We start from the raw sequence: 26,893 nt of genomic DNA on the forward strand, positions 1-26,893 counted from the left end.
TATGATGAATAACGATTTTTGTAGAGTGTTTGAAAACCCTTATGCAACCTTTTGTTCTATATAACTCTGAGCAACGTAAAAAAGTTGAATTTGTCCCACGTAAAGAAGGTCAAATCGATATGTATGTCTGTGGTATGACGGTTTACGATTACTGTCATATTGGGCACGCTCGGGTTATGGTTGCATTTGACTACATCATTCGCTTTCTACGCAGCCAAGGTTGGAAAGTTCGCTATATTCGCAACATTACTGATATTGATGACAAAATCATTGCACGTGCCAATGAAAATGGCGAAAGCATCCAACAACTCACTGCTCGTTTTATTCAAGCAATGAATGAAGATGCGGCTAACTTAGGGTGTGCTGAACCTGATGAAGCGCCCAAAGCAACTGAATATATTGATCAAATGCAAAATATGATTGGTACCTTGGTTGATAAAGGGGCTGCTTACCCTGCTGCCAATGGCGATGTTTATTTTGAGGTGAGCAAGTTCAATAAATACGGTCGTTTATCTGGTCGTAAATTGGATGATATGCAAGCCGGTGCATCTGAGCGTGTGGATGTTGAAGTTGAAAAGAAACATCCCTTTGACTTTGTTCTTTGGAAACATGCCAAAGCAAATGAACCTGCATGGGCTTCACCTTGGGGCAATGGCCGCCCAGGTTGGCATATTGAATGTTCTGCGATGTCAACCTGCTGCCTAGGCAATCATTTCGATATTCATGGGGGCGGTTCAGATCTGATGTTCCCGCACCATGAAAATGAAATCGCACAAAGTGAAGCATCGACTGGTGAACAATATGTCAATTATTGGATGCATGTTGGTTTCATCAATGTTGATGGAGAGAAAATGTCTAAGTCATTAGGCAATTTCTTTACCATTCGCGATGTGATGGAGAAGTTCCACCCTGAGGTAATTCGCTACTTCATCGTGTCTTCTCATTACCGTAGCCCGGTCAACTTCTCTGATGTTGCCTTAAAAGAAGCAAAAACTGCTCTGAGTCGTTTTTATCATTCATTTAAAGCCTATCAACAGCTGTATGGTCAAAAAACGGTTGAGACATTAGAGCAAAACTTTGTTGAACGTTTTAACAGTGCAATGTGTGATGACTTTAATACTGCTGAAGCTATGGCGGTACTTTTTGAGCTCAACAAAGAACTGAATCGCGCGGTGAAAGAAGAGCAAGCAGAACAAGCGGTAATGCTTTACTCTACCCTACGTCACTTAACCAACATTCTTGGTTTAGTTCAACATGATGTGGATGAATTCCTTAAGTCAGATATTGGTCAGGAAGCACTTACACTGTCTGATACTGAAATTGAAAACTTCATTCAGCAACGTGTTGATGCGAAAAAAGCCAAAGACTTTGCGAGAGCCGATGGCATTCGCCAATCTTTACTCGATCAAGGTGTGGTTTTGGAAGATACGCGTCAAGGTACAATCTGGCGCCGTGCTGATTAATTAAACACTCAGCATTATAAAGAGTTGACACTTGAATGAAACTCTCTATAATGCGTCCTATTGCGGGAATAGCTCAGTTGGTAGAGCATAACCTTGCCAAGGTTGGGGTCGGGAGTTCGAGTCTCCTTTCCCGCTCCAGATTCAAAAAAGCCCTTATCGAAAGATAAGGGCTTTTTATTTGTTCCTCGTTATAGTATCAGCTTAGTTCAGTATGATTAGACTCAACCTCATCATATTTGAGTGTGCAGAGCACACCCACAACGAACAACTTATATGACTTTTCCACATCACTCTTCAGATCTTAATATCAATTGAGTTTAGGTGATTGATATTAATTTTTATGTTTAGAGAATCGGTAGCCCTGATCACATAATGCGGCAATCACAACAAAAACTGCTGCGGCGATTAAAATCATGATAACACTGGCTGTTGAGTGTGTAGGTGAGGCTGCAACCATACTCAAAGCACCCAATGGAGCTAGACCACCTGCAATTGCCGTACCAATTTCTCGGCTAGAACTCACCCCAGTAGAACGATTTTCCACTGAAAATTGTCGGCATAAAAATGAGCTTTGTGAAGCAAACATCATTGGTGCCAAAATACCGGTTCCTATCGCAATTGCAATATAGATAAAGATATCCTGACCTGTTTCCAGTAATTTCACAAAAGGATACGCAAATAATAAGGATAAAAGCCCACCTAAGATTAGTACTTTTTTACTACTCCAATAATCACACAACCATCCAAACAAAGGCACGGTTACGATGGCGACTAAACTGGCGATCGTAATCGACAAAGATGTAACATGTGCTGTCACCCCTTTAAATTGTGTTAAATAAGCTAAAGAGAAGGTTTTAAAAATGTAGCTTAGTGCGTTATATCCAATTGCCACAATCAAAACAACCAACACCCCTTTTAGATTCGCTTTAAGTAAACTTTTAAAAGGATTTTCAATCTTCACTTTTGAATCGTCATTAATTTTTTGTTCAAAATCTGGCGTTTCAGGTAAATTTTTTCTGACCCAAACCCCGACAAGGACCAATACAAAGCTTAATAGAAATGGAATACGCCAACCGCCATTTAATAAAAATTCATCTCCATTTAAAGTGAGTAGAAAAATAGTCAGTGAGGACAATAATAAGCCCAAGTTTAAACCTAATGCTGGCCAAGCCCCTTGACGACCACGTTTTTCATCCGATGCGTGCTCATAAGAAGTAATTGCCGCTCCCGCGAATTCCGCACCTGCACCAAGCCCCTGAATAATCCGAAAAAAAACTAAAAGTATGGGAGCCCAAATCCCAATCGTGTCATAACTAGGAATGAGTCCGATAAATACAGTACATAGCCCCATCAGCAAAAAGGTAATATAAAGCATTTTTTTGCGACCATAACGATCACCAAAAAAACCAAAAAATATACCGCCAAATGGTCGAGCAATAAATCCAATTGCAAAGGTCGCAAAGGCGGCAATCGCTGCTGTACTAGGATCAGATTTATCAAAAAAAACTTTACTAAAAACAATAGATGCCATCGTGGCATATAAGTAGAAGTCGTACCATTCCAACATTGAACCCACAATGGTGGCCGTTGCAACTTTCTTTAAACGTTTGGCTTTTTCTTGTTCTGTTTCATGAACATTTTGCATACGAATAATCCTTTATTTAAGGCGCATGACCCCTATCGCCTATAGTTTCCATCTATAAGACAGGTCATAATTTAAGCGGATAATTAAAAGTAAGAAGACACTCTAATCTGAAGATCGACAATTGATGAGCATACTGGGATTCAGCTCATGACAACGATTGACACCTAACATTGCCATATTACGATCGACTTCATCACGTAGCAGGCTAATCGCATGTTCTACGCCTGTATCGCCTGCTACAGCAGCTGCATAATTAAATGGTCGTCCAACAAAGACCATCTTTGCCCCTAAAGCAACCGCTTTAAGCACATCTGAACCCCGTCGAAAACCACTATCAATCATGACAGGATAATCTGAGCCTAATGCCTGAACGACATCCGGTAAAATTCGCATGGGAGAAGTTGCTCCATCCAATTGACGACCGCCATGATTAGATAAAATGATGCCATCTGCCCCCATTTCTTTGGCAAGACGAGCATCTTTAACACTGAGCACCCCTTTAATCACCAAATGTCCTTGCCAATAGTCACGAATTTGTTTGAAATGTTCCCAATTTAAATGATCTCTGGCAGAAAAATCACGCAGCACATTGGCAGATAGGATTGGCGCCCCTCTCGTCGCAAAGGAGTTTTCAAAATGAGGCATTCCATACTTCATAAATGTCCGACAGAAGGTTCCAAATAACCACGAAAGTCGAGTCAGCCCATCCCAAGCCAAACGCAAACTTGGACGTAATGGCGTCGAAAAGCCTGAACGCACATTATTTTCCCGATTTGCAGAAACGGGTATATCGACCGTAATCACCAGTGTCTTAAAACCAGCGTTCTTTATCCGCTCCAGCAATGCCAAAATGCGCGGTGTGTCTCCAGGAAGATACGCTTGAAACCATGTATCTGGCGCGGCTTTTGCCACCGCTTCTAAGGGGATTAAGGATGAACCACTCATAATTGAAACAATATTGGCAGCTTGTGCAGTACGTGCTAAAACCACATCTCCCCGATAGGTTGACAATGCATTTAAGCCCATAGGAGCGATGCCAAAAGGTGAATGATAAGTTTTTCCAAATAGCTCTACTTTTTGATCTCGCTTAGAAACATCTGTTAAGACCTGCGTGATAAAACGATAATTTTTAAATACGCTACGATTATCCTGAAGGCTCGTATTTTCCTCTGCTGCGCCAGCAATATAACCAAAGATTGGCCGAGGTAGTTTTCGACGTGCTTTTTCCTCAAAATCTTGTAAGCATAAAATATCTTCCAGCACTTTAGGTATGTTCTTAGAAGACATCTTTCCTCCTTGAATATTTTGCTTATGTGCATCCATAAAAGTCGCTCATCCATTTTCCACAATCTACTTTATAGTGATAGAGGAACATAAATAAAAGCGGTATTATTCAAACAAGGTTATTCGGAAAAATCGAACAATGTCATCTCCTACCATTAAGCAATTGGAAGCTTTTTATTGGGCAGCAACGTGTGATAATTTTGCTATCGCAGCACAACGTCTACATATATCAGTTTCGTCGTTATCACAAAGAATTCATGAATTAGAAGGCATTTTGGATCATCAACTTTTTGATCGTAGTGGACATCGAGCTGTGTTAACTGAGGATGGAGAACGCTTATTAAGTATGGCAAGCAAAGTACTTGAAGCTGTCATAACACTACAAACAACCTTTACGGATAAACAAAAAGGCTTGAATGGCAGGTTAAAGTTTGGTGTTGGAGAGTTATCAGCACTAACATGGCTACCCAAATTTATTGCCATTGCCCAGAAAGAGCACCCGCTCTTACATTTGGAACCCTATGTTGATGTTGGTGCAGTACTTGAACGGAAATTAGAGGCTGGTGAACTAGATTTTGCTATTATGGCTGGTCGATCGTCTAAAAGTAGCATTCTCTCCCAGTCGATTATGAAAGCTGATTTTGTATGGATGATCGCCGAGCCATTACTCGATCAGACCTCAGCTCAAGATTTAATAAGCCTATTAACTCAACATACACTCGTTACCCTACCTGCTGGAGCGGGAACAACCCGTATTTTGGATGACTGGCTATTAGGTCAGAATATTCATGAAATTAAGCGTATCACTTGTAATCATTGGAGTGCTGTTGCTGGAATGATTCGAGAAGGTGTTGGTATTGGTTTTTTACCTAAAGGCTGGATGGAAAATGGCGTAGGTACCTCACTGATTCAACTTGAAAGTAATCCACCATTAGCCCCACTCCATTACGCTTTTCAATGGAGACGCGGGGATATTCGAAATATTATTCCAACCATGCAAACCTTAGTCCGTGAACATATCAACTTTTCGCTAAGACCGAATGATATTTTATGAAGTTTTGCATACAATCTAAGTTACCAACAACAAATATAAACCTACAATTAGTTGATATATCTATATAAATATAAATTTTTTCTTATATTTTGCTAACTCAAAAAAAAATCGTTTAACTCAACAAAAGAGTTAATAATTTAAACAGGGCTTAAACCCTGCCAAGACTGAGACCGTAAGTTCGAATCTCCTTTCCCGTTCCAGATTCAAAAGCCCTTTTCGAAAGATAAGGGCTTTTTTATGTATAACTTAAATAAAATGCTCAATATCTAAACATGAGTTATTACCATAAATCTTATTTTAATAAAAATAAGGAAAAAGGCTTTACGCCAAAGTTGCTTGCGTTCAAAAATACTAAAATTACCTCGCCATTGACCAATAGCGTAAAAAAACAGGACACATTTTGTCCTGTCTAAAGTTTTCTATTCAAAAACCGAACTTATTTTAATAAGTAACAGTAACAACTACTGTATCCGAATAATTACCTGGGGTGCTTGAAATAGCGGTTCCTTGAGGAATCCTCCCATAAACTACGGTACTTTGGGCACTACCAGTTCCTGTTTTAGAAACACCGCCTGAACCACCTACAGCAGTTACACCTCCTGTGGCATCCCATACCGTACTATATGAAGCATTCTGATAAAGCTGATAAGGTATATATTGACTACTGCCATTCGTCATCCGCCTAAATCCGCCAGTAATACGGTTATTCCCATCTCCCAAATAAATACTATATGGGGTTCCATAATTACAGGTGGTGTTAATTGCACCTTGGGCTGGATAATCACGGCTAGTCGTACCAATATCACCAATATTGCCAAAATCAACATTAGAGGTTGAGTTTAATTGGCATAAACTCGGTACCACATAATTCGCTGTTATCGTGGTGTTTCCAGAATCCCAACCTCCACCACTATCGCCTTCACATCGACTACTGGCATTTCCTTGCATATCCCAAAATAACTGGACCGTACCCGTATAAGTACCTATAGGGTAAGCGGTTAATGAACCTGACTGAGCTGGCACTTTAATGCTCACCGAATAATTCACAAGATTATTAGTCGCTACCGTGTTAACTGGCCCATACCAAACATTCGAGCTCTGATTAGTGGTCGCAGAACCAGCCCCTCCAACAGTTGCCGTTACTGTGTACGGCAATGAAACACTATTATTTGATGTTGTATTGCCAGTAAATACTGTTTTCATACACATATACTGTGATATTTGAGCAGTACTTCCCGTATTGGTACAACGAATGGTTCCTGTATAAGTAATGGTTGCGTCACTGTTAATTGTTGCTGCTGTATAGGTATAAGTATTTGATGTTGAACCTGTTATAGTACAAGCAGCATATGCTGAACTAAAAAAAGCATAAAAGATAAAAAGTAAAAGAACCCCAATAAAATATTTTAGAACAGATAAGAAAGTTGCCAATCTCTGTTCTTGTCTATTGCTAGCAATATCTATTGACATATATAAGGCCCCAATTTTCTGACAGTGTATTGACTACTGTTATAAGTGAAATCGACTTGGCAACTTCCACGATCAAGAAGGTCTACTTCAAGTTTATTTTGCTGCAAAAGGTTGGCAACAAATACTTCACCATCATAGCCCACCACTGCATCTTGTTGCCCATTAATTCGAACCGTATAACCAGGCAATAAAGGAGAATTGTTCCGATCAACAATTTTCACCAATCCTGAAATGGTCTGATGAGCACCAAAGTCAATCAAAGTTCCTTGACGATAACCGACGAGCGCAGTTTGACTTGTAGATTTAACATCCCACTGCAAAGGTAAATAGGATGGATCCAGATAGATATGATGCGGCTGATAAGGTCTTAAATTCGCAATTAAGAATCGACCAGATTTATCTGTCTCGCCTAAATTCACCCCACCATTTAGAATCTGGCTTCGTGGTCCGGCATTATTCACAATCGCATAACCGTCTCCAATTTCATTGGCTACAAATATACGCCCTGCTGCCGCAACCAGAGACCCTGTCGCTGAAAGTGCAACCTGATCATTATCTCCAAATCGAGTATATCGTCCGGTAAGATACGCTGGACGAGCCCGATATGATGCATAGATTGATGCATTATTATCGTTCATATCCGCTGCATGCTCTACATACCCACCCCAACCAAATGCACCTATCTGCGGATCGGTGAATCCATTAATTTCTTGCCTATAAGTCGTTTTACCACTGTCATTAGAAACACTGGTAATGGCATTGAATTTGGTAGACGGTGTGTAACGCAGTGCAAAGTAAATACCATAATCTTTGCTGTCCTCATAATTTTTATAAGCCGAGGTGTAAAATCCCCAGTTCTTATTCATACTGCCACTTAAATTTACAGATAAGAACTTATACGAACTATCGGTATATTTGATCTGGTTATACCCCAGATAAAGACCATAGCCAGTAAGAAAGTTATAGTTAATCCCTGCTCTGAAAATCTCATCTGCGAATGCACTATAATTAAGATAGTTTTGTGATTCAGCTTCAATCCCGTTATCTCTTAAATATCTGACTTGAGAAACTCGGGCGAGGTCAAAATAGTTATCAAATACTTTACGGTAGCTCGTATTAAACGAAATACGCTTGCTCATACGTCCCTCTAAACCAACTAAGGCAGAGTAACCGTTTTCATCTTTATATTGGCTCGCAGCAATATCAGCATTCACAACCCCCAAACCAAACAAGTTCTTAGCAAAACCAGTTCCTAAATTGATTAAGCCATCTGACGAAGCCTCTGCACCGCCGCTTAAGGTTAGTGAGTTGCTATAACCATATCTAATCGCGCCTGAGGCAAAAGTAGCATCATCATAATCATTTGAATACAGTCCATAGTTATAGCGTGGCACACCAACATCTACAGAAAACTCATTTATGTCTTTTGCCAAAATCTTAGAAGAGAAATAGTAAGGTTTTTTAGTGATACTCTGCTGACCGGTCGCATCGGTGGTTACAAGAGTAACCTCATTTCCGGAAATAAATGGTAACTGCTTAATGTCAAATGGCCCCGACGGAACAAGACCTGAATAAATTTTTTGTTGATTGACATATAAGTCCAGCGTGGAAGGCAGTGCAGCCGAGCCAGAAAATTGCGGTAGAGCCGAGGTGATAATATCACCACGTTGAGTATAGGCACTTGACCACTGAAAACCCGCAAGACGTACACTATTCCCCCAATCAGGCGTATTAGAGATAAAATCGCCTAAGGTAAATATCCTAATCTTCTCAGGATCTACATATTGCCACTTACTTTCCAGACGCACCCATTTATCATGGCTATAAGTCTTTTCATTATTTCCGTTATACAACACCCCAGAAGAAAAATTACCAACAGCACTGTTAAAAATACCTTCAGCCGAACCAGAAAAAACAGCCTCATCATTTGTTATGGTTTGATATAAACCGTAGTTTAGAATTGCAGCATTTAAAGGTTTAAGTTTAAGCAGATTAGAGTTCGGAATTTCTTGCTCTTGCAAATTTACCGTATAGCCGTCCAGCATACTTGATGGAATACTTAAATTTAAAGACTGATCCTTTTCTAGATAATCGAGTTTAATTTGATCCAAGTCATTGAGGCAGACCCACTTTGTATTAGGTATTTCACTGGCTATTTTTAATCTTAATTTCTTTAAGTCACCAGAACGAATATATAGCTTTCCATTTTGATCTTTTTTTACAGAAATCAAATCATTAGAACTATTAGAGTTGATATATACATTTAAAAATAGCTGGGTATAATCTTCGGTTAGTTTGTCTTCACTATTTTTTTCATTACGCTTACTTAGATCCACTAAATCGGGAATGGCGGGTATCAAAATATTTGTGCGATCTTGCAATGACTCAGCCAATGCGTGAACTGGAAAATAAGTTACACATAAGACACTTATAATATATTTCATCTAAGCCTCTTAAAGCGTAGCTTGCTTACCATTAACCGTCAAACTAATTGTATACTTATGATTTTTATCATATTTAAAGTCACTAGAAAGACTAAAATCTCTTGATTTCCCACCCAAAATGTAACCATTCACTGTATTGACCTTAATTGGGTAACTTTGACTGGTTGTTGTATCGTTGAGTGTCAAATTATTCAAGAGAGCATGACGGTCCCCAATATTACTAACTCTAAGATATGAATTGTCTTGCTCTTCTTGTATGGCCCACTCTAGTTTCGTGATCGCCTGCTTATTCACGACAAATACAGGCAATGATGAGCGCAATAGTACGTTAACCCCTTGATCTGCTTTACGGCTATCAACGGGCTTAGGTAATTCATCTATGATAATACGATAGGTTTTTTCACCAGAAACTGGTCCTGGATTAATTCTAACAACACGTAAGTTATAAGAATCATTAGGTTGTAGTTTTAAAAAAGGAGGACTAATTGCAATTTCATCGGTGGGTAGTAATTGATCTTGCCCTGCATTTTGGCTCCATTCAAATACACGCACTTGCAAATCAGTGCTTTCATTTGACTGATTATACAAACTGATAGAGGACGCTGCTTGATCTGCTAATATTTCAATACTTACAGGCGAAAGACGAATAGATGCAGCGTTTAACAGACTAGGCAAAGATAACAATAAACTTGTAATAACAAAAAGATGTTTTTTCATGATTTGCCCAGTTGTACTTTTCTCAAATTAAGCTAGCTCTTAAAAAAAGAGCTAGCAATACTGCCTAGTTTATTAAAAAATTAATAAGTCACTGTTACAGTTACAGTATCTAAATAGCTACCTGCACTCGGTAAAGTTGAGCCAGCTGGAATACGACCATACACATTCACAGTTTGTACTGCACCAGTGCCTGTTCCGCTATAAGCTGTTGTTGCGATACCAATCGCAGTTGCGCGGTTTGTATCAGAGAAAAGGTTATATGGAATATATTCGTTGCTTGTTGCACCACCAATCATACGGCGTTGAGTCGTTTGAGCATTTTTTCCTGCATCAAACGCCAAAGTCCATGGTACAGTGTTGTTACATAAAACCTTGATTGAAGTACCACCTGTCGTTGTCGTATCCGCATCTACGTTGCTAGCAAGTGAACTCAAAGTACCAAAATCTAAAACCGCATTCGCTGCCGTACCCGTAGCTGAAGTGTTCAATACACAGCTATTCGTAATTGTTGCTTTAACAGTCAGGGTGCCTGTTGCAGATGCAGCATTTGCAGCATTAATAGAGATGAAACCAGCAGCCAGTGCCGACAAACAAATGAAAGACTTATTCATGGTCAAAACCTTTTTTTACATTACAAGAATTAGTTTAATAGATGTAAAAACTAGCCTTCCCCATCACAATCACTAGCCTTCCTGACTGTATTTTCAAAGCATCTTTTTTTTACCCTATAAAGCGCATAATACATAAATAATTCGAACTAGATCACAAGTTTTTTATTTGAAATTTCTATCAAAAGTTAAAAATTACATAATTTAACCAATTATTAACAACAATTAACAAAGAAACCCCAGTGACATGAGCTCATCTTTTTTAAAAAAATTGGATTTCATGCAGAATTTACAATCATGAAAATAAAATCATTTTTTTATTGTTTATTTTCAATCAATTAAATCGAAAAACCAGCAACAACTAATCAATTGGTAAATTAATTTACATATATAAAACTATAAAGCCCACAAATATCAGCCATTTATTAAATGCCTTTATTCGTGAATTTTGGGGTTTTATCAACTGACTTATATTAAAAAAACCAAAATTAGGGCTTATAAAACTTAAAATGTACAATGATTTACCTCTAGTTTTGACTTTGACTCATCCCGTTTTTTAACTTCAAAAATCATCAATACATCAGTTGGATTTACTGCAAAAACGAGAACGTTGCTACAAATGTGATCACACTAATGCCCACCAATAAAAACGCCCAACAGCATCCTCATGATTGTTAGATTATTTAGCGTTGTGGCCAGCCATTTATAAATCAAACCCTCGTTTCAAAGCAAAACAAGGTTAACTTGTCTTGCTTTACCAAAGCTTAAATAACCCTTACATTCCCTTACTACCATTTCTTTTTAAAATCTAATAACTTGGGTATTAATGTTTTCACAAGGTTATATCTAAGATGAAAAAATCAATTATCGCCATTTCTTTAGCTTCTATTTTTTTAGTTGCATGCAATAAAGCAGAAACACCAAAAACTGATGAACAAACCCCAGCTGCAACGAGCACAGAAAACAGCACTGAAGTTGTTGATAGCGCACATACAGCAGAAAACTCATTAGATTGGAATGGCACATATAAAGGTGTACTCCCTTGCGCAGATTGCGAAGGAATTGAAACCGAACTTGAACTTAATCTAGATAAAACTTACGAGCTCAAAGAGACTTATCTTGGCAAAGGTGATGGTAAAGCATTTGAAAGCAAAGGTAGCTTTACTTTTGACAGCAAAAACACCTCTATTATTGAACTCGACAAAGCCGGTGATGGCCGTAAATACTTTGTTGCTGAAGGCTATTTAAAAGCCCTCGACACAGAAGGCAAAGAGATTACAGGCGAATTAGCTGACAAATACGAACTCAAGAAAGAAGCTGAATAAGTTATTTCTACCGATAAAAGCCCACTCAATATAGTGGACTTTTCTACAGGCAATAAAAAACCCAGTCAAAATGACTGGGTTTTTTTAGAAGATACGAATTACTTCGCAGCAGCTTGAGCAGCAGCAACTTCTTCTGCAAAGCTCATTTCAGCTTTCTTCTCAATACCTTCACCCACTTCGAAACGAACGAATTGAGCGACAACAGTACCAGTTGCTTTCAATACATCAGCAACTTTCTTGTCATTGTCGATAACATACATTTGACGATCAAGCGCAACTTCGTTCAAGTATTTTTCAACTGAACCCGTTACCATTTTCTCAACGATGTTCGCTGGCTTACCAGATTCTAATGCTTTCGCTTCAGCAATTTCTTTCTCTTTAGCGATCAAGTCAGCTGGAACAGCTTCAGCATTTACAGCAACTGGGTTGAACGCAGCAACGTGCATTGCAATACCTTTACCAGTGTCAGCATCACCTGTGTAAGAAACAACAACACCGATTTTTAAACCGTGTTTGTAAACAGCCAAGTTTTCGCCTTCAACGATTTGAGCACGACGAACTTGGATGTTTTCACCGATTTTTTGAACCAATGCAACACGAGCTTCTTCTACAGTTGCGCCGTCTTCAAGCTTAAGTTCAGCAATTTTCGCAGCATCAGTTTCGTTTGCAGCAAGTGCAGCAGCAGCAACTTTATCAGAGAAGTTTTTGAAGTTTTCGTCTTTAGCAACGAAGTCAGTTTGACAGTTAACTTCAACAAGAATTGCTTTGTTACCGTTTTGAATAATAGTGATCGCGCCATCAGCAGCAATGTTACCTGCTTTTTTAGCAGCTTTTGCTTGACCTGATTTACGAAGGTTATCAATCGCAAGTTCGATGTCACCGCCTGCTTCTGTTAATGCTTTTTTGCATTCCATCATTGCAAGACCAGTACGGTCACGTAATTCTTTTACCATGCTCGCAGTAACTGCAGTCATGTTGATCTCCTAAAATCGGTAGAAAATAAATCTGTTCAACAAAAACGGCCCAAAGAATCTCTGGGCCGTTTGCAATCTCGACGCTTTAATTTGCCACCATTACATGTCGCAAAAATGACAAGCTTGCGTCAAAACGCATTAAGCCTCAGAAGCGTCTTTAGCAGCGTCGTCGCCTTTAGCTTGTGCATTTGCTTGTGATTGAGCATATTCTTTACCAGCAAGAATCGCATCAGCCATAGCAGAAGCATATAAAGTTACTGCACGGATCGCATCGTCGTTACCCGGAATAACGTAATCAACGTTGTCTGGGTTAGAGTTTGTATCAACGATACCGATTACAGGAATACCTAAGTTTTTCGCTTCTTTGATTGCAATCGCTTCGTGATCAACGTCGATTACAAATAATGCGTCAGGTAAACCACCCATGTTCTTAACGCCGCCTAAAGCACGTTCAAGTTTTTCCATCTCACGAGTACGCTCTAAAGCTTCACGTTTAGTAAGCTTAGCAAAAGTACCGTCTTGAGATTGAGTTTGAAGATCTTTTAAACGGTTGATAGATTGGCGAAGTGTTTTCCAGTTCGTCAACATACCACCTAACCAACGGTGATCTACATATGGTTGACCAGCGCGTTGAGCTTGTTCACGGATGATGTTAGAAGCAGCTCGTTTTGTACCAACGAACAATACTTTGTTCTTTTTGCTCGCCAAGTTGTTAACGAAGTTCAAAGCATCATTTAACGCAGGAACAGTGTGCTCAAGGTTGATGATGTGAATTTTGTTACGCGCACCAAAAATGTATTGACGCATTTTTGGGTTCCAGAAACGAGTTTGGTGACCAAAGTGTGCGCCTGCTTGAAGAAGGTCGCGCATGCTTACGTTGTAATCTGCCATTTTCTTTACCTTAAAGTTTGGGTTAGGCCTCCATATATCCGCATTCTCCACCTATTGCTAGGCACCCAGAGTAATGTGTCGATATATGTGCGGATTTTTTTACGACTATTGTTATCAGATATCTTCGTAAAATCTTTTCATAAATAATAAAAGATAGTCACGAAAAGCATTTGATAAAATAGGCGGCTATTTATACCATAGACGCTTGCAAATTACCAAAAGTTTTTAGAGATCATGAATACAACTTATACAGCGCCTCGTCGATTAATCAAAACACCTGAAGAAATTGAAAAGATGCGTGTTGCAGGGAAATTGGCGGCTGAAGTTCTAGACATGATTAAACCGCATATTAAAGCGGGTGTGAGCACACTAGAACTCGATACAATCTGTCGTAATCATATTGAAAATGTTCAACAGGCAATTCCTGCATGCGTAGGCTATGGTGCTGCCCCAGGGCGCCCTGCGTTCCAACATTCTATTTGTACTTCGGTGAACCACGTGGTTTGTCATGGTATTCCATCTGAAAATAAAATCTTAAAAAACGGTGATATTCTAAATATTGATGTAACTGTGATTAAAGATGGTTATCACGGCGACACCAATATGATGTATGTCATTGGTGGTGAAACATCGATTCTTGCCAATCGTTTATGTTCAGTCGCACAAGAAGCCATGTACCGTGGTATGGCAACGGTAAAAGATGGTTCATACCTTGGCGATGTTGGTTATGCTATTCAGCAATATGTTGAGTCTGAACGCTTTAGTGTGGTGCGTGAATATTGTGGTCACGGCATTGGCAATGTGTTCCATGATGAACCACAAGTTTTACATTATGGGCAAAAAGGTACAGGTATGCGTCTAGAGGCTGGCATGACCTTTACTATTGAACCAATGGTAAACGCAGGTGTTTGGCAGACTAAACTTTTAGGTGATAAGTGGACGGTTGTCACAAAAGATCACAAGTTATCTGCTCAATATGAACATACGATTTTGGTAACACAAACAGGGATCGAAGTACTTACCGCTCGCCCTGAAGAAGATCTGTCACGCTTTATGTAATTCATAATCTTTGAATTATTTTTAAAAAGTCACTTCGGTGGCTTTTTTTATCTCTTCACAATTTCTTCATCAATTTATTTAAATCAAACAAAAATATTCATAAGCATAACAATTATAAAATTTAACTAAACAAAGCCTGCGTAAAAATAGCGTTATGGTGGGCGCAAGAAAAATCCTAACAAACTTCTGGACATGGAGTCCCAAAATGATGAAGAAATCATTCGCTTGCCTGATTACAGGCGTATGTGCCCTACCGACACTTGCTTTCGCAGACTCACCTTATTTTAGTTTGAAAGATGGAGATGGGTTTAAACGCTTTTCGGTTTCTGCAGGCTGGTTACATGCCATGCCACAAGGAAATGGTAATCCAATTAATATCAATACCAGTGTAGCTGAAGGAACAAAATCTAAAGTTGGTGATATCACTGTAGACTCTGTTCTTGGCGCTATAGATCAATCCACCGCAGATGGTAAGACAAAACACGATAAATTAGAGGGTTTGGTCAACAACATAATCACGAAACCGATTATCACTCATGAAGGTTCAGACGGGAAAAGATATTTAAACGGTGAAGTCGCTGGAGAAGCAACTATTAATGGCCTATCTAGTTGGCAAGCCCAAGGAACGGGATTAACCGCTGATAATGTTGATACGCTAGGCATAATGGCTAATTACCACTTTACTGATAACGTATCTTTAGAATTTAAAGCTGGCATACCACCCAAGGTTAACATAAAGGGACAGGGACAAATTTCAGCACCCTTAAGCGGAACAGATAAACCAGGAAAAGTTGCAGGAATAATCGATGCTGGGCTGATTATTGGTGGAGATTTACCTCTTAAAAAAGATATTCCAATTACGAATTTATCACAGAATAAAAAAGCCGCTTCTGCAACTGCTTGGTTACCAGCAGCAGAAATTCATTATCAATTTGGTAAGTCAGGTGTAAATAAATTCCGACCTTATATTGGTGTCGGTGTAATGTATGCTCATTTTACCCATCTCAAACTAGAAGATAATGTCAGTAATGACTTAGTCGCTGCTGGGCATATGATTCAGAATGTACTTGATAACAAAGCAGGTGCAGCTCTTGACGGTAAAACATCATCGGCAAACCCTAAAATTAAGGTCGAAGCAGATGATGCATGGGCACCAATGGCAACATTAGGTGCAACCTACGATTTCACGCCTAACTGGTTCGCCGTTGGCTCTGTAACCTATGCACCAATGAGTAGTGATGCAAAAATTACCATTTCAGACTCTAACACAGGTAAAGAATTGATTCGTGCCAATACTAAAATTGATATTGACCCACTCATTACCTATGTCGGTGTCGGTTACCGTTTCTAAACTCTATTTAATAAAAAAAGCAGCACTCGCTGCTTTTTTTATTATGCAACCTCTCAAAGCACTACGATCAAAAATCACGCACTATGAATAAGCAGTTTTTATTAATTTGTCTGACATAGACACTCCTTTTGCTTCCTGTACATCAATCACAATGTTGTTAATTAACTTAATCTACGCATAAACACCTTGATGATTAACATTTTAAATTATTCATTTGGTTAATTTATTTTTCTGGCACGGCACTTGCTATATATCAAACACATGGAATCAACGACGATTCATAAACATATTTGATGACGGCCAACGACGTCCGTTCTGTTCGATTTGCTTAATCAGCGTAATGACTAAGCAAAATAAATGACGTGCAGTTCAGGAGAAAGTTATGTCTTCACCAATAAATATTGATGCAAAAAAAGCCACAGAAATAAAATTATTTAGCTTTTCTACGCCTGCCATGCGTGCCTTCCATATGACATGGCTGGCATTCTTTGTCTGTTTCTTCGCATGGTTTGCCTGTGCTCCCCTCATGCCAGTCATCAAAGGCGAGTTCAATTTAACCAAAGACCAAATCGCCAATATCAACATTGCTGCGGTTGCGATTACTATTTTAATTCGCCTCATCGTTGGCCCACTCTGTGATAAATACGGCCCACGCAAGACCTACACTGCTCTTTTACTGCTTGGCAGTATTCCTGTTTTTGGTGTTGCTGCGGCCAATACCTATGAATCCTTCCTGTTCTTCCGCTTATTGATTGGTGCAATTGGTGCAAGCTTTGTCATCACCCAATACCATACCAGTGTGATGTTTGCACCCAATGTTGTGGGTACAGCCAATGCAGCTTCAGCGGGTTGGGGCAATGCGGGTGGTGGTGCGACTCAAGCAATTATGCCGCTTATCTTAGGTGCGATTGTCATGTTTGGTGTTGAACAAGCGATGGGTTGGAGAATTGCATTACTTGTGCCAGGCATCATGATGCTAATCGTTGGCGTACTGTACTGGAAACTCACTCAAGATTGCCCTCAAGGAAACTTTAAAGAGCTTCGTGAACAAGGTATCGAAGTTGGTGCTGGCAAAAAAGGCGGCGTTGCGATTCTGATGCAAGCTGCACGTAATTATCGTGTCTGGATTCTATTTGTCTCTTATGCTGCATGCTTTGGTATCGAGATTTTTATTCACAACATTGCCGCAATGTACTATGTCGATCACTTCAATATGGGGTTAAAGGAAGCCGGCTTAACTGCAGGTATTTTTGGTCTGCTCGCCCTGTTTGCCCGTGCGCTCGGAGGTTATCTTTCAGATAAAGTTGCGATCACTAAAGGTTTAGATGGTCGTACTAAAATCTTGTTTATTCTCATTTTGTGTGAAGGTTTATTTCTAATTCTATTCTCACAAATGAATACATTAACGCTTGCCATTATTAGCATGACCGTTTTTGCCTTGTTTACCCATATGTCTTGTGGTGCAACTTACGCGCTTGTGCCATTTATTGATCGCAATGCTCTAGGTGGTGTTGCTGGTATCATTGGTGCAGGCGGTAATGTCGGTGCTGTTGCTGCAGGCTTCTTACTCAAAGGTTTACTGGATATACAAACCTGCCTGATGATTTTAGGTGCGTTGGTGACCGTAGCCGCATTCAGTGTCATCCTTATTCGCTTCTCTGTCGAACATAAAGCCAAAGAACAACAATTGTTCGAGCAAGCTGTATTAGAACGTAATTCTCTCGCGTAATCACAACACGTTTTGTGTGGGATAAACCCTCCCACACGATTTCCAAATTAAATACTTCAACACCATTTTTCAGGGGTCTCAATATGAAATTGAATCTTCTTGGCTTTGCCATGCTTGGATGCTTAACCACGACTACTTTTGCAGCACCTACACTTTATGGGGAAATTGATGCAAGTATCGATTATTTACCAGAAAAAAATGCTCATCGTTCGGATAAAGATGTCTGGGAAGTGAGCTCCAATAGTTCCTATCTCGGTCTTAAAGGAGATGAGAAACTGACTGAGCGCCTAAGTGCGGTCTATGCAATTGAATGGGGATTGAGTGCTGATGGTGATGGAACAGACTGGACACAACGAAACCGCTTTGTCGGCTTAAAGGATAGTCAATTCGGTACGCTCAAAGTGGGGAAACATGATACCCCAGTTAAACAGCTCTCAAGTACAGTTGATATTTTCAACAATTATGTGGCCAATAAAGCAGATATCGGCGGTATTCTGACTGGAGAAAATCGAATTGATAATGTTGTGCTCTATGAGTCGCCAGCCATTCGCCTCTCGAAAGGTATGATTAAACTCAATGCTTTGCTCGCCAGTGGAGAATCCTCTGGAATTAAAAGTTCGAGTGGTGGTGCAAAAGTTGCTGGTCGTGGCTTAGGCGATGCATGGTCTGCCAGTCTGGTTTATGAACATCCATTTTTTGTCGCAGGACTTGGCTATGACAAAGCCATTCCAAGCACTTTTGCAGGACGTGGTTTTCTCAATGTTGCCACAGGACAGGCTTATACAGCCGACACACAAGCTTTTGCCGCAGCAAATACCATACGTGCCATCGGACGTTTAAATCCGATTGAAGGCTTGGCGATTAAAAGCTTGTATCAACGTTCCGATATTGAAGAAAGCAACTATGCAGACCCCGCGGAAGCAACAAAATGGGCCACAAAAGCCAATAGTATTGATGATGCTCAAGGCTGGTTAGTGGGTGCCGAATATATTCTTCCAAGCGCAAAAAAATGGATGCTGAAAGCACAATATAGCCAGAATGATACCCGTTTTAAAAATAACACAGCTGATTTTAAAGCCAAGCAAATCATGCTTGGGGCTGACTATGCCTTTAATAAGCAGGTGAAAAGTTATGGTTATGCAGGTTATTTAACACTTGAACAAGCAGATAAAAAAGACAAGCAACCCGTTGTCGGGCTCGGTTTGGAATTGAAGTTCTAAACACAATTTAGATTTTCAATATAAGCGGTCAATATTCTATTGTTCCGCTTATATTGTTGAGCATTGAAGTACAATTATTTTTGATTAGAATCGAAATATTGGTCGAAGTATTTTAGAATACTTTTCACTTATTCCAAGATTACAACAACAATGTCAAACGCTCAATTTTCCAAACAATTGGTCTATATGCTGATCGGAAGTGCGCTGATTCTTGCACTTTCCTTGGGTGTACGCCATGGCTTTGGTTTATATCTGGTGCCCATGAGCGATAGTTTTGGTTGGGGCCATCATATTTTTAGTTTTGCGATTGCCATGCAAAACCTGATCTGGGGGGCAGCACAACCCTTTACCGGTGCGATTGCTGACAAGTACGGTACTAAGAAAGTCGTGATGGCGGGGGGCGTACTCTATGCTATTGGATTAGTCCTTATGGCATTTAGCTCTACGGGACTATTACTTAACCTCAGCTTAGGGCTCGTGATTGGACTTGCCCTATCTGCGACCTCTTTTACAGTATTGCTTTCTGCAGTTGGTCGCGCTGCGCCACCAGAGAAACGCAGTATGGTGATGGGGATTGCCAGTGCTGCGGGTTCCTTTGGCCAGTTTATTATGCTGCCTTCAACTCTGTTACTTCTTAAAACCATCGGTTGGTCTTCTGCTTTACTGGTGAGTGCCTTTGCTATTGCATTCATTGTTCCCTTGGCTTGGTTATTGAAATCCCCTTCTTCTACAGCACCGAAAGCGCTGAATCAGCCAAGTCTAAGCTTTAAACAGGTTTTACACATCGCAAGAAAACACAAACCGTTTTGGTGGTTATCCCTCGGCTTTCTGGTCTGTGGTTTCCAAGTGGTATTTTTAGGGGTACACCTACCTGGTTATTTAATTGATCATGGCTTTGATGCCACAACAGGTACGATATTCTTGGCACTGGTCGGTCTATTTAATATTGTGGGCACCTATGGTGCTGGTTGGTTAGGTGATCGCTACTCAAAACCAAGATTGCTGATGTTGCTTTATGGTTTACGTGGCATTGCCATTATTGCTTTTCTCTTGCTCCCACTCAGTACATTGACCGTTTATAGTTTTGGGGTCATTATGGGACTACTCTGGCTTTCCACTGTCCCGCTCACTAACGGGATCGTGGCCAATATGTTTGGGGTCAAATATTTATCCATGCTCAGTGGTATTGTGTTCTTTACCCATCAAATCGGCTCATTCTTTGGCGGCTGGCTTGGTGGGGTCAATCATGATATTGCAGGCAACTACAATATGATCTGGCTTGCCTGTTTAGTACTGAGTGCTTTTGGTGTGGTTATCCATCTTTTCGTGAATGAAGAGGCTGTGATTCATGACTAATATAGAACGTCATTTTAAGTGGGTATTGTTTGTCACGCTTCTGTGCTTGATGAGTCTTTCGATCTTAATCTGGTTTCAAACCCCTGATTTATTTGAGTACTTCAATCAAGCATTTTGTGCGCATTGAAGCAGACAGCTCGTGCTTTATCATTGTCATATAAACATCAAAGCTCTGTCATCAAACCATCAAATTTCGATGCTTTAATAAAAAATAAAAAATTCGATAAAATGCAAAAAGCTTGTTGATCAACTGGTCAACAAGCTTTTTTTATGCCTTCAAATAAATAAAGGCTGCGCATCGGCAGCCTTTATTTATCATCCAAGCGACATTACTGTTGTTGACGCTTAGGCAATGGAATATATTGCGATTGTGCATTCTGCTGCACTTTACGCTCTCCAACTTTAACCTGTAAAGTTTGTTGCTTGCCTTCACGCTCAATCACCACATCAATTAAACTTTCTGGTGCTTGTAACGCAACATAATTAATCAAATGTGATGCCGATGAAATTTGCTCATTGTTCACTTGAATAATCTTATCGCCACGCTTAATACCTGCAGAATCAGATGGTCCACCACGTAAGACATCGGCAACAGTGACACCAATCGGTTTAGCGGTCAAAACATCTTCATCAAGGTTATTTGGAATTAAGCTAATCCCTAACCAGCCACGTACCACACGACCATCTTTCAAGATTGAATTAAGAACTTGCTGACACACTTTGGCTGGTATCGCAAAACCAATCCCAAGGGAGCCACCAGATTGCGAGAAGATAGCCGTATTGACCCCTATCAAATTACCCGCAACATCAATCAATGCACCACCCGAGTTACCTGGGTTAATTGCAGCATCCGTTTGAATAAAATCTTCATAGGTATTAATACCCAAATCCGAACGTCCAGTTGCGGAGATAATCCCCTGCGTTACGGTTTGACCAACACCAAATGGGTTACCAATCGCAAGCACAACATCACCCACTTCATTGCCACTGAGCTTAAATGGCAACACTGGTAATTTGTCCAATTCAATTTTGATTACCGCCAAATCGGTGTCTGGATCAGTTCCTATCACGGTCGCTTCAGCACGGCGTCCATCTTGTAAAGCCACAACAATATGTTCAGCCTGTGCAATCACATGATTGTTGGTTAAAATATAACCATCCGCACGTACAATTACGCCTGAACCCAAACTGTTTTCATTTTGAGGTTGCTGCGGCATTTGATTGCCGAAAAACTCACGAAACACAGGATCATTCAGCAATGGATGATTCATCTGTTTCACTTTTTGCGTGGTAAAAATATTGACCACAGCAGGCGCTGCCACTTTCACCGCAGCACTATATGAAACCACCCCACCCGTACGCGTGGTATCAATCAGTGGCTCAACCTTTTCTGCGGGCATTTTCACCCCGTCAGCAGCCACTGTTGGCTTCGGTTGATGTGATTTCTGCCAAGCCAGAAAACTAAAAATAACAAGAATGAGTAATACCCAAGGTAACCATGTAAATGCACGGCGCACGTCTATTATCCTCTAGGCGAAATTATGTGATGAACGTAATTTATTGAAGAACTGGAAGTTTCCACTATTGTAAAGTAAATTGCTTAAAATCAATGCAAAAGTTAAAAAAGTTTTGTCTAGCTTTAGTTACATTTAAAAATATGTTCTTATGGTTGCTGAGAAAAGATGTAAAAAAATTGAGGAATCACATGGCAAATTTGCATGACCTTGTGCAATGGTGTAACCAGACTTTAAAAGCCAATGAATTTAAAGACTATGCACCAAACGGCTTACAAATCGAAGGCAAGCCCGAAGTCAATAAAATTGTATGTGCTGTGACTGCATCTGAAGATGCGATTGATGCTGCAATTGCCCAACAAGCAGATGCCTTATTGGTTCATCATGGCTATTTTTGGAAAGGTGAACCCTACCCAATTACAGGAATGCGCGGCAATCGCATCAAGAAACTGATTCAAAATAATATTTCCCTGATTGCCTATCATTTACCTTTGGATGCACATCCAACTTTAGGCAATAACATCGCTATTGCCGATTTGATTGGTCTACACGATCTAGAAGCATTAGATCCAAGCGAAAAACACCCTATCGGTAATATCGCCTATTTAGGCGATTCACTGAGTCCTGAACAATTTAAAGCGAAGTTACAGAGCATTTTTGACTTTAATGTGATTCATCTGCCGAGTGATAAAACGCTAATCAAAAAAGTAGGCTTCTGCACAGGTGGTGCGCAAGACTTTATCGCCAAAGCAGCTCAAGCAGATTGTGATGCTTATATTTCTGGTGAAGTCAGCGAACGTACCTTCTATGAGGCAAAAGAACTGGGGGTACATTATTTCGCCTGTGGTCACCATGCCACTGAACGTTATGGCGTGCAGCGTTTGGCACAAGCCATTGCCCAACAATTTTCAATCGAAACTGAGTATTTTGAGCTCAACAACCCGATTTAACCCGATCCAATGTTGAATGGAGTGAAGTTCGTTTCACTCCTTCCCTTTATATTTCAACTCAATATTTAAACCAATACCTGTGTAACTTGAGTGATTGAAATAATCAAGTATTTCTCACTGCAATACCTCTGTCTACTTTTAATAGACTAAGAATCAAAGACTTGTTCGTATTGCTCAGCCAATTCAAGACCTAATAAAAGCAATGATAAATAAAATTTATTTTTTATCCCTTTTTATATAGATAAAAGCAAATTAAAAGATATTGATTCTCATTTGCTTTTAAATAAATAATGAAGGCGCTTTAACTTATGCTAATAAAATCATTTTGATTAAAAGGAATCAAACACATGGCCTATTCTTTACCAGCGCTTCCTTATGCTTACGATGCACTTGAACCCAATATTGATACCAAAACCATGGAAATTCACCATAGCAAACATCATCAGACCTACATCAATAATATCAATGGTGCAATTGAAGGAACAGAATGGGAAAAACTCCCTGTAGAAGAATTGGTTGCCAAAGTGAATGACGTCCCTGCTGGTCTTAAAAATATGGTGATTAACAATGGTGGCGGACACGCCAATCATTCACTTTTTTGGACGATCATGAGCCCACAAGGGGGTGGACAACCAACAGGAGCTGTTGCTGAAGCAATTGATCAACAACTGGGTGGTTTCGATGCATTTAAAGATGCATTCACCAAGGCAGCGATTAGTCGTTTTGGCAGTGGTTGGGCATGGCTAAGTGTCACACCTGAACACAAATTAGTGGTCGAAAGTAGCGGCAATCAAGACTCGCCCTTGATGCATGGTAATACCCCTATTTTAGGTTTAGATGTATGGGAACATGCCTACTACTTAAAATATCAAAACCGTCGTCCTGAATATATTGCTGCCTTTTATAATGTGGTTGATTGGGATGAAGTCAATCGTCGTTATCATGATGCATTACAAGCCAAAACTCAGTAATTTTCATAGTAGTCCAAGTTAAATCAGCATCTCTACAAAAATAAGTTAGAGTTTTTTGCAACGTTCACCAACTGAGCTAAAAACTCTAATCATTGTTGTATGCTATATGTCTCATAAAGAAATTTTTTGCATATTTTGTGTATTAAAAGACTGCCCTATTGTCTATAGAATCATTTACAATAAAGGCACTTAATGTAAAACCCAGCAAATTTGCAAGGAATGAAACATGACAACCATTACTTTACCTGCACTTCCATATGGCTATGATGATTTAGCGCCACACATCACTCGCGAAACTTTAGAATACCATCACGATAAACACCACAATACTTATGTTGTTAACTTAAACAACCTAATCAAAGGTACTGACCTTGAAGGTAAAACTTTAGAAGAAATCATCAAAGCATCTGCTGGCGATGCATCTAAAGCAGGTATCTTTAACAATGCTGCGCAAGTATGGAACCATACATTCTACTGGAACAGCATGAAACCAAATGGTGGTGGTAAGCCAACAGGTGCGATTGCAGCTAAAATCGAAGAAGCTTTTGGTAGCTACGAAAAATTTGCAGAAGAATTCACTGCTGCTGCAACAACTCAATTCGGTTCAGGTTGGGCTTGGTTAGTTGCTGATGAAGTAAACGGTAAATTATCGATTACTAAAACTGCCAATGCAGATACGCCACTTGCTCATGGTCAAGTTGCAGTATTAACCATCGACGTTTGGGAACATGCTTACTACATCGACTTCCGTAACTTACGTCCAAAATACATCGCTACTTTCTTAGAAAGCCTAGTAAACTGGGACTATGCAAATGCAAAACTTGCAGGTCAACCAGCAGGTGTTGAGAAATAATTGATTATTTCTTGAATAAAAAACTGCTCTTGATGAGCAGTTTTTTTTGCGATGCGATTTAGCATCCATCAGAGCAAACCAACCTGACTACAATTAGAATGAAAAACTTAAGTTTAATTGATACTCACACCGTTCAATTGTTTTAAAAGCCGCCCTCTTATCTCAGCTCGCAAAAGCCCCCGCCCTAATAATAAACTTAAATTCAGCCACCCCTAGCACTAGCTCTAAATCACCACAATACATCAAATTTTTAAGCAATAAAAAAACCCTGCTTTCGCAGGGTTTTCTTTTGAATCAGTTCAGTGCTTAGTGAGCAGCGAATTGGTTCATTGTGTTTTTAGCATCATCGTGCGCTTTAAGAGCGTTGTCACCAGAGAAGATTTCTTTGTGATCATCACCGATGTCAGAACCCGCCATTGCTTGGTGTTTAACACAAGCGATACCACCACGGATTTCTTTACGTTGTACGCCAGCAACATAAGCCAACATACCCTCAGAACCGAAGTAACCTTGTGCAAGTTCATGAGTAGAAAGCGCAGCAGTGTGGTAAGTCGGAAGTGTGATCAAGTGATGGAACACACCCGCTTCACGAGCAGCATCAGCTTGGAAAGTACGGATCTTAGCATCAGCATCAGCCGCTAATTCAGTCGCATCGTACTCAGCGCTCATTAATTTAGCACGGTCGTAAGCAGAAACGTCTTTACCTTCAGCAACCCAACGGTCGTAAGCTTGTTGACGGAAGTTTAAAGTCCAGTTGAATGATGGGCTGTTGTTATAAACAAGCTTCGCATTTGGAACTGTTTCACGTACACGGTTAACCATGTGAGCAATTTCTTCTACGTTTGGAGTCGCAGTTTCGATCCAAAGAAGGTCAGCACCATTTTGAAGGCTAGATACACAGTCAAGTACAACACGGTCAATTTGAGTGTCAGCACGGAACTGATACAAGCCAGAAGCTAAACGCTTAGGACGGTGTAATTTACCATCACGTTTGATTAGGATTTCGTCTTCTTGCGCATCAGCGATGTCGATTTCAGTTGTATCTAAGTAGCTGATGTATTGAGAAGCGATGTCGCCTGGCTCTTTAACCACTGGGATTTTTTGAGTCAAGTCAGCGCCTTCAGAGTCAGTACGCGCAACGATGATACCATCATCAAGACCCATTTCTAAGAATGCATAACGTAATGCATGGATTTTAGCGATGAAATCTTCGTGTGGAACAGTTACTTTACCAGCTTGGTGACCACATTGTTTCGCATCAGAAACTTGGTTTTCGATTTGAAGTGCACAAGCACCCGCTTCGATCATTTTCTTAGCAAGTAAGTAAGTTGCTTCTTCGTTACCGAAACCTGCATCGATGTCCGCAATAATTGGCACAACGTGAGTTTCAAAGTTGTCGATTTGAGCAGTGATTTCAGCAGCTTTAGCCGTATCACCCGCTTCGTTTGCTTTTTTAAGTGCGCGGAATAAATCGTTTAATTCTTTCGCATCAGCTTGACGTAAGAATGTGTAGATTTCTTCGATCAATGCTGGAACAGATGTTTTTTCGTGCATAGATTGGTCAGGAAGTGGACCAAATTCTGAACGAAGTGCAGCAACCATCCAACCAGAAAGGTAGATATAACGACGTTCAGTTGTACCAAAGTATTTTTTATTCGCGATCATTTTTTGTTGCGCGATAAAACCGTGCCAGCAACCCAATGATTGAGTATATTTGCTAGAATCAGCATCATAAGCAGCCATATCACGACGCATAATCGCAGCTGTATATTTAGCAATGTCTAAACCAGTTTTGAAACGGTTTTGCAATTGCATACGAGCAGCATCTTCAGGACTAATATCTGCCCAAGTGTTGCCAAATTTTGCTTTTAATTCGCGGATTGCATCAATCGCTGTTTGATATGTAGTCATGATATATTCCTTTGAGGATTGGCATCGAATGAGGGCTAGGAAATCCTGATTTTAGTTAGTCTAGATTTCAAGCGCCCCATCAACATGTCTCAAAGCTTAGTCTT

21 protein-coding genes and 1 tRNA gene are annotated in these 26,893 nt (G+C 40.0%); 12 read left to right on the plus strand and 10 right to left on the minus strand.

The window, feature by feature from the left end; translation table 11 throughout:
- The first annotated feature begins 41 nt into the window (after nucleotides 1-41).
- The gene (gene cysS, locus F957_RS09220; protein ID WP_016540546.1) at nucleotides 42-1,463 is read left to right on the plus strand and encodes a cysteine--tRNA ligase; all 1,422 of its coding nucleotides are present in this window, start codon (nucleotides 42-44) and stop codon (nucleotides 1,461-1,463) included.
- A gap of 62 nt (nucleotides 1,464-1,525) precedes the next feature.
- Nucleotides 1,526-1,601 (plus strand) — tRNA-Gly (locus F957_RS09215).
- A 193-nt stretch (nucleotides 1,602-1,794) separates the two neighbouring features.
- Here the strand turns inward: F957_RS09215 and F957_RS09210 are convergent.
- On the minus strand, nucleotides 1,795-3,108 hold the full coding sequence (locus F957_RS09210; protein WP_016660377.1) for an MFS transporter: 1,314 nt from the start codon (nucleotides 3,106-3,108) through the stop codon (nucleotides 1,795-1,797).
- A 102-nt stretch (nucleotides 3,109-3,210) separates the two neighbouring features.
- Nucleotides 3,211-4,395 (minus strand): alpha-hydroxy acid oxidase, encoded by a 1,185-nt coding sequence (locus F957_RS09205; protein ID WP_228129626.1) that lies wholly within the window; start codon nucleotides 4,393-4,395, stop codon nucleotides 3,211-3,213.
- Nucleotides 4,396-4,531: 136 nt separating this feature from the next.
- On the opposite strand from F957_RS09205, the gene F957_RS09200 reads away from it, so the two are divergent.
- Complete coding sequence (locus F957_RS09200; RefSeq protein WP_016540544.1) at nucleotides 4,532-5,446, plus strand: LysR family transcriptional regulator; 915 nt, start codon at nucleotides 4,532-4,534, stop codon at nucleotides 5,444-5,446.
- A gap of 441 nt (nucleotides 5,447-5,887) precedes the next feature.
- Here F957_RS09200 and F957_RS09195 read toward each other — a convergent pair whose 3' ends face one another.
- The 4 genes from F957_RS09195 to F957_RS09180 all read right to left on the minus strand — a co-directional run bounded on the left by F957_RS09195 (nucleotide 5,888) and on the right by F957_RS09180 (nucleotide 10,688).
- Nucleotides 5,888-6,916: a Csu type fimbrial protein gene (locus F957_RS09195; RefSeq protein WP_016540542.1), complete on the minus strand. Its 1,029-nt coding sequence runs from the start codon at nucleotides 6,914-6,916 to the stop codon at nucleotides 5,888-5,890.
- Complete coding sequence (locus F957_RS09190) at nucleotides 6,907-9,360, minus strand: fimbria/pilus outer membrane usher protein (RefSeq protein ID WP_016540541.1); 2,454 nt, start codon at nucleotides 9,358-9,360, stop codon at nucleotides 6,907-6,909. Before F957_RS09190 ends, F957_RS09195 begins: the two co-directional genes overlap by 10 nt.
- Nucleotides 9,361-9,369: 9 nt before the next feature.
- Nucleotides 9,370-10,077, minus strand: a complete 708-nt coding sequence (locus F957_RS09185; protein ID WP_016540540.1) for a fimbrial biogenesis chaperone — start codon at nucleotides 10,075-10,077, stop codon at nucleotides 9,370-9,372.
- Between the two features lie 80 nt (nucleotides 10,078-10,157).
- A complete protein-coding gene (locus F957_RS09180) occupies nucleotides 10,158-10,688 on the minus strand; it encodes a Csu type fimbrial protein (RefSeq protein ID WP_016540539.1) in 531 nt (176 codons plus the stop codon).
- 848 nt (nucleotides 10,689-11,536) lie between these two features.
- On the opposite strand from F957_RS09180, the gene F957_RS09175 reads away from it, so the two are divergent.
- The gene (locus F957_RS09175; RefSeq protein WP_016540538.1) at nucleotides 11,537-12,010 is read left to right on the plus strand and encodes a copper resistance protein NlpE; all 474 of its coding nucleotides are present in this window, start codon (nucleotides 11,537-11,539) and stop codon (nucleotides 12,008-12,010) included.
- A gap of 98 nt (nucleotides 12,011-12,108) precedes the next feature.
- On the opposite strand, the gene tsf is transcribed toward F957_RS09175, so the two are convergent.
- Together tsf and rpsB are read right to left on the minus strand one after the other, a co-directional pair.
- Nucleotides 12,109-12,984, minus strand: a complete 876-nt coding sequence (gene tsf, locus F957_RS09170) for a translation elongation factor Ts (RefSeq protein WP_004652724.1) — start codon at nucleotides 12,982-12,984, stop codon at nucleotides 12,109-12,111.
- A 138-nt stretch (nucleotides 12,985-13,122) separates the two neighbouring features.
- Nucleotides 13,123-13,875: a 30S ribosomal protein S2 gene (gene rpsB / locus F957_RS09165; protein ID WP_004652723.1), complete on the minus strand. Its 753-nt coding sequence runs from the start codon at nucleotides 13,873-13,875 to the stop codon at nucleotides 13,123-13,125.
- Nucleotides 13,876-14,109: 234 nt separating this feature from the next.
- On the opposite strand from rpsB, the gene map reads away from it, so the two are divergent.
- From map to F957_RS09140, 5 genes are all read left to right on the plus strand, one after another.
- The gene (map, locus tag F957_RS09160) at nucleotides 14,110-14,934 is read left to right on the plus strand and encodes a type I methionyl aminopeptidase (protein WP_016540537.1); all 825 of its coding nucleotides are present in this window, start codon (nucleotides 14,110-14,112) and stop codon (nucleotides 14,932-14,934) included.
- 208 nt (nucleotides 14,935-15,142) lie between these two features.
- A complete protein-coding gene (locus F957_RS09155; protein ID WP_212749883.1) occupies nucleotides 15,143-16,285 on the plus strand; it encodes an OmpW/AlkL family protein in 1,143 nt (380 codons plus the stop codon).
- A 382-nt stretch (nucleotides 16,286-16,667) separates the two neighbouring features.
- Nucleotides 16,668-18,014: an MFS transporter gene (locus F957_RS09150; protein ID WP_016540535.1), complete on the plus strand. Its 1,347-nt coding sequence runs from the start codon at nucleotides 16,668-16,670 to the stop codon at nucleotides 18,012-18,014.
- Nucleotides 18,015-18,097: 83 nt separating this feature from the next.
- Nucleotides 18,098-19,234, plus strand: coding sequence for a porin (locus tag F957_RS09145; RefSeq protein ID WP_016540534.1), 1,137 nt, complete (start codon nucleotides 18,098-18,100; stop codon nucleotides 19,232-19,234).
- 150 nt (nucleotides 19,235-19,384) lie between these two features.
- Nucleotides 19,385-20,590, plus strand: a complete 1,206-nt coding sequence (locus tag F957_RS09140; RefSeq protein ID WP_016540533.1) for an MFS transporter — start codon at nucleotides 19,385-19,387, stop codon at nucleotides 20,588-20,590.
- Between the two features lie 329 nt (nucleotides 20,591-20,919).
- Here F957_RS09140 and F957_RS09135 read toward each other — a convergent pair whose 3' ends face one another.
- Nucleotides 20,920-22,107 (minus strand): trypsin-like peptidase domain-containing protein, encoded by a 1,188-nt coding sequence (locus F957_RS09135; RefSeq protein ID WP_016540532.1) that lies wholly within the window; start codon nucleotides 22,105-22,107, stop codon nucleotides 20,920-20,922.
- Between the two features lie 188 nt (nucleotides 22,108-22,295).
- On the opposite strand from F957_RS09135, the gene F957_RS09130 reads away from it, so the two are divergent.
- The 3 genes from F957_RS09130 (at nucleotide 22,296) to F957_RS09120 (ending at nucleotide 24,878) form a co-directional block, all read left to right on the plus strand.
- Nucleotides 22,296-23,054, plus strand: a complete 759-nt coding sequence (locus F957_RS09130) for a Nif3-like dinuclear metal center hexameric protein (RefSeq protein ID WP_016540531.1) — start codon at nucleotides 22,296-22,298, stop codon at nucleotides 23,052-23,054.
- A gap of 347 nt (nucleotides 23,055-23,401) precedes the next feature.
- Nucleotides 23,402-24,025 carry a superoxide dismutase gene (locus tag F957_RS09125; protein ID WP_016540530.1) on the plus strand — a complete coding sequence of 208 codons (624 nt, stop codon included), beginning with the start codon at nucleotides 23,402-23,404 and terminating at the stop codon, nucleotides 24,023-24,025.
- Nucleotides 24,026-24,251: 226 nt separating this feature from the next.
- Nucleotides 24,252-24,878: a superoxide dismutase gene (locus F957_RS09120; protein ID WP_004652711.1), complete on the plus strand. Its 627-nt coding sequence runs from the start codon at nucleotides 24,252-24,254 to the stop codon at nucleotides 24,876-24,878.
- A 306-nt stretch (nucleotides 24,879-25,184) separates the two neighbouring features.
- On the opposite strand, the gene F957_RS09115 is transcribed toward F957_RS09120, so the two are convergent.
- The gene (locus F957_RS09115) at nucleotides 25,185-26,789 is read right to left on the minus strand and encodes an isocitrate lyase (RefSeq protein ID WP_016540529.1); all 1,605 of its coding nucleotides are present in this window, start codon (nucleotides 26,787-26,789) and stop codon (nucleotides 25,185-25,187) included.
- Nucleotides 26,790-26,893 lie beyond the last annotated feature (104 nt).

The organism is Acinetobacter gyllenbergii CIP 110306 = MTCC 11365 (assembly GCF_000413855.1).
Taxonomy (GTDB): Bacteria; Pseudomonadota; Gammaproteobacteria; order Pseudomonadales; family Moraxellaceae; genus Acinetobacter; species Acinetobacter gyllenbergii.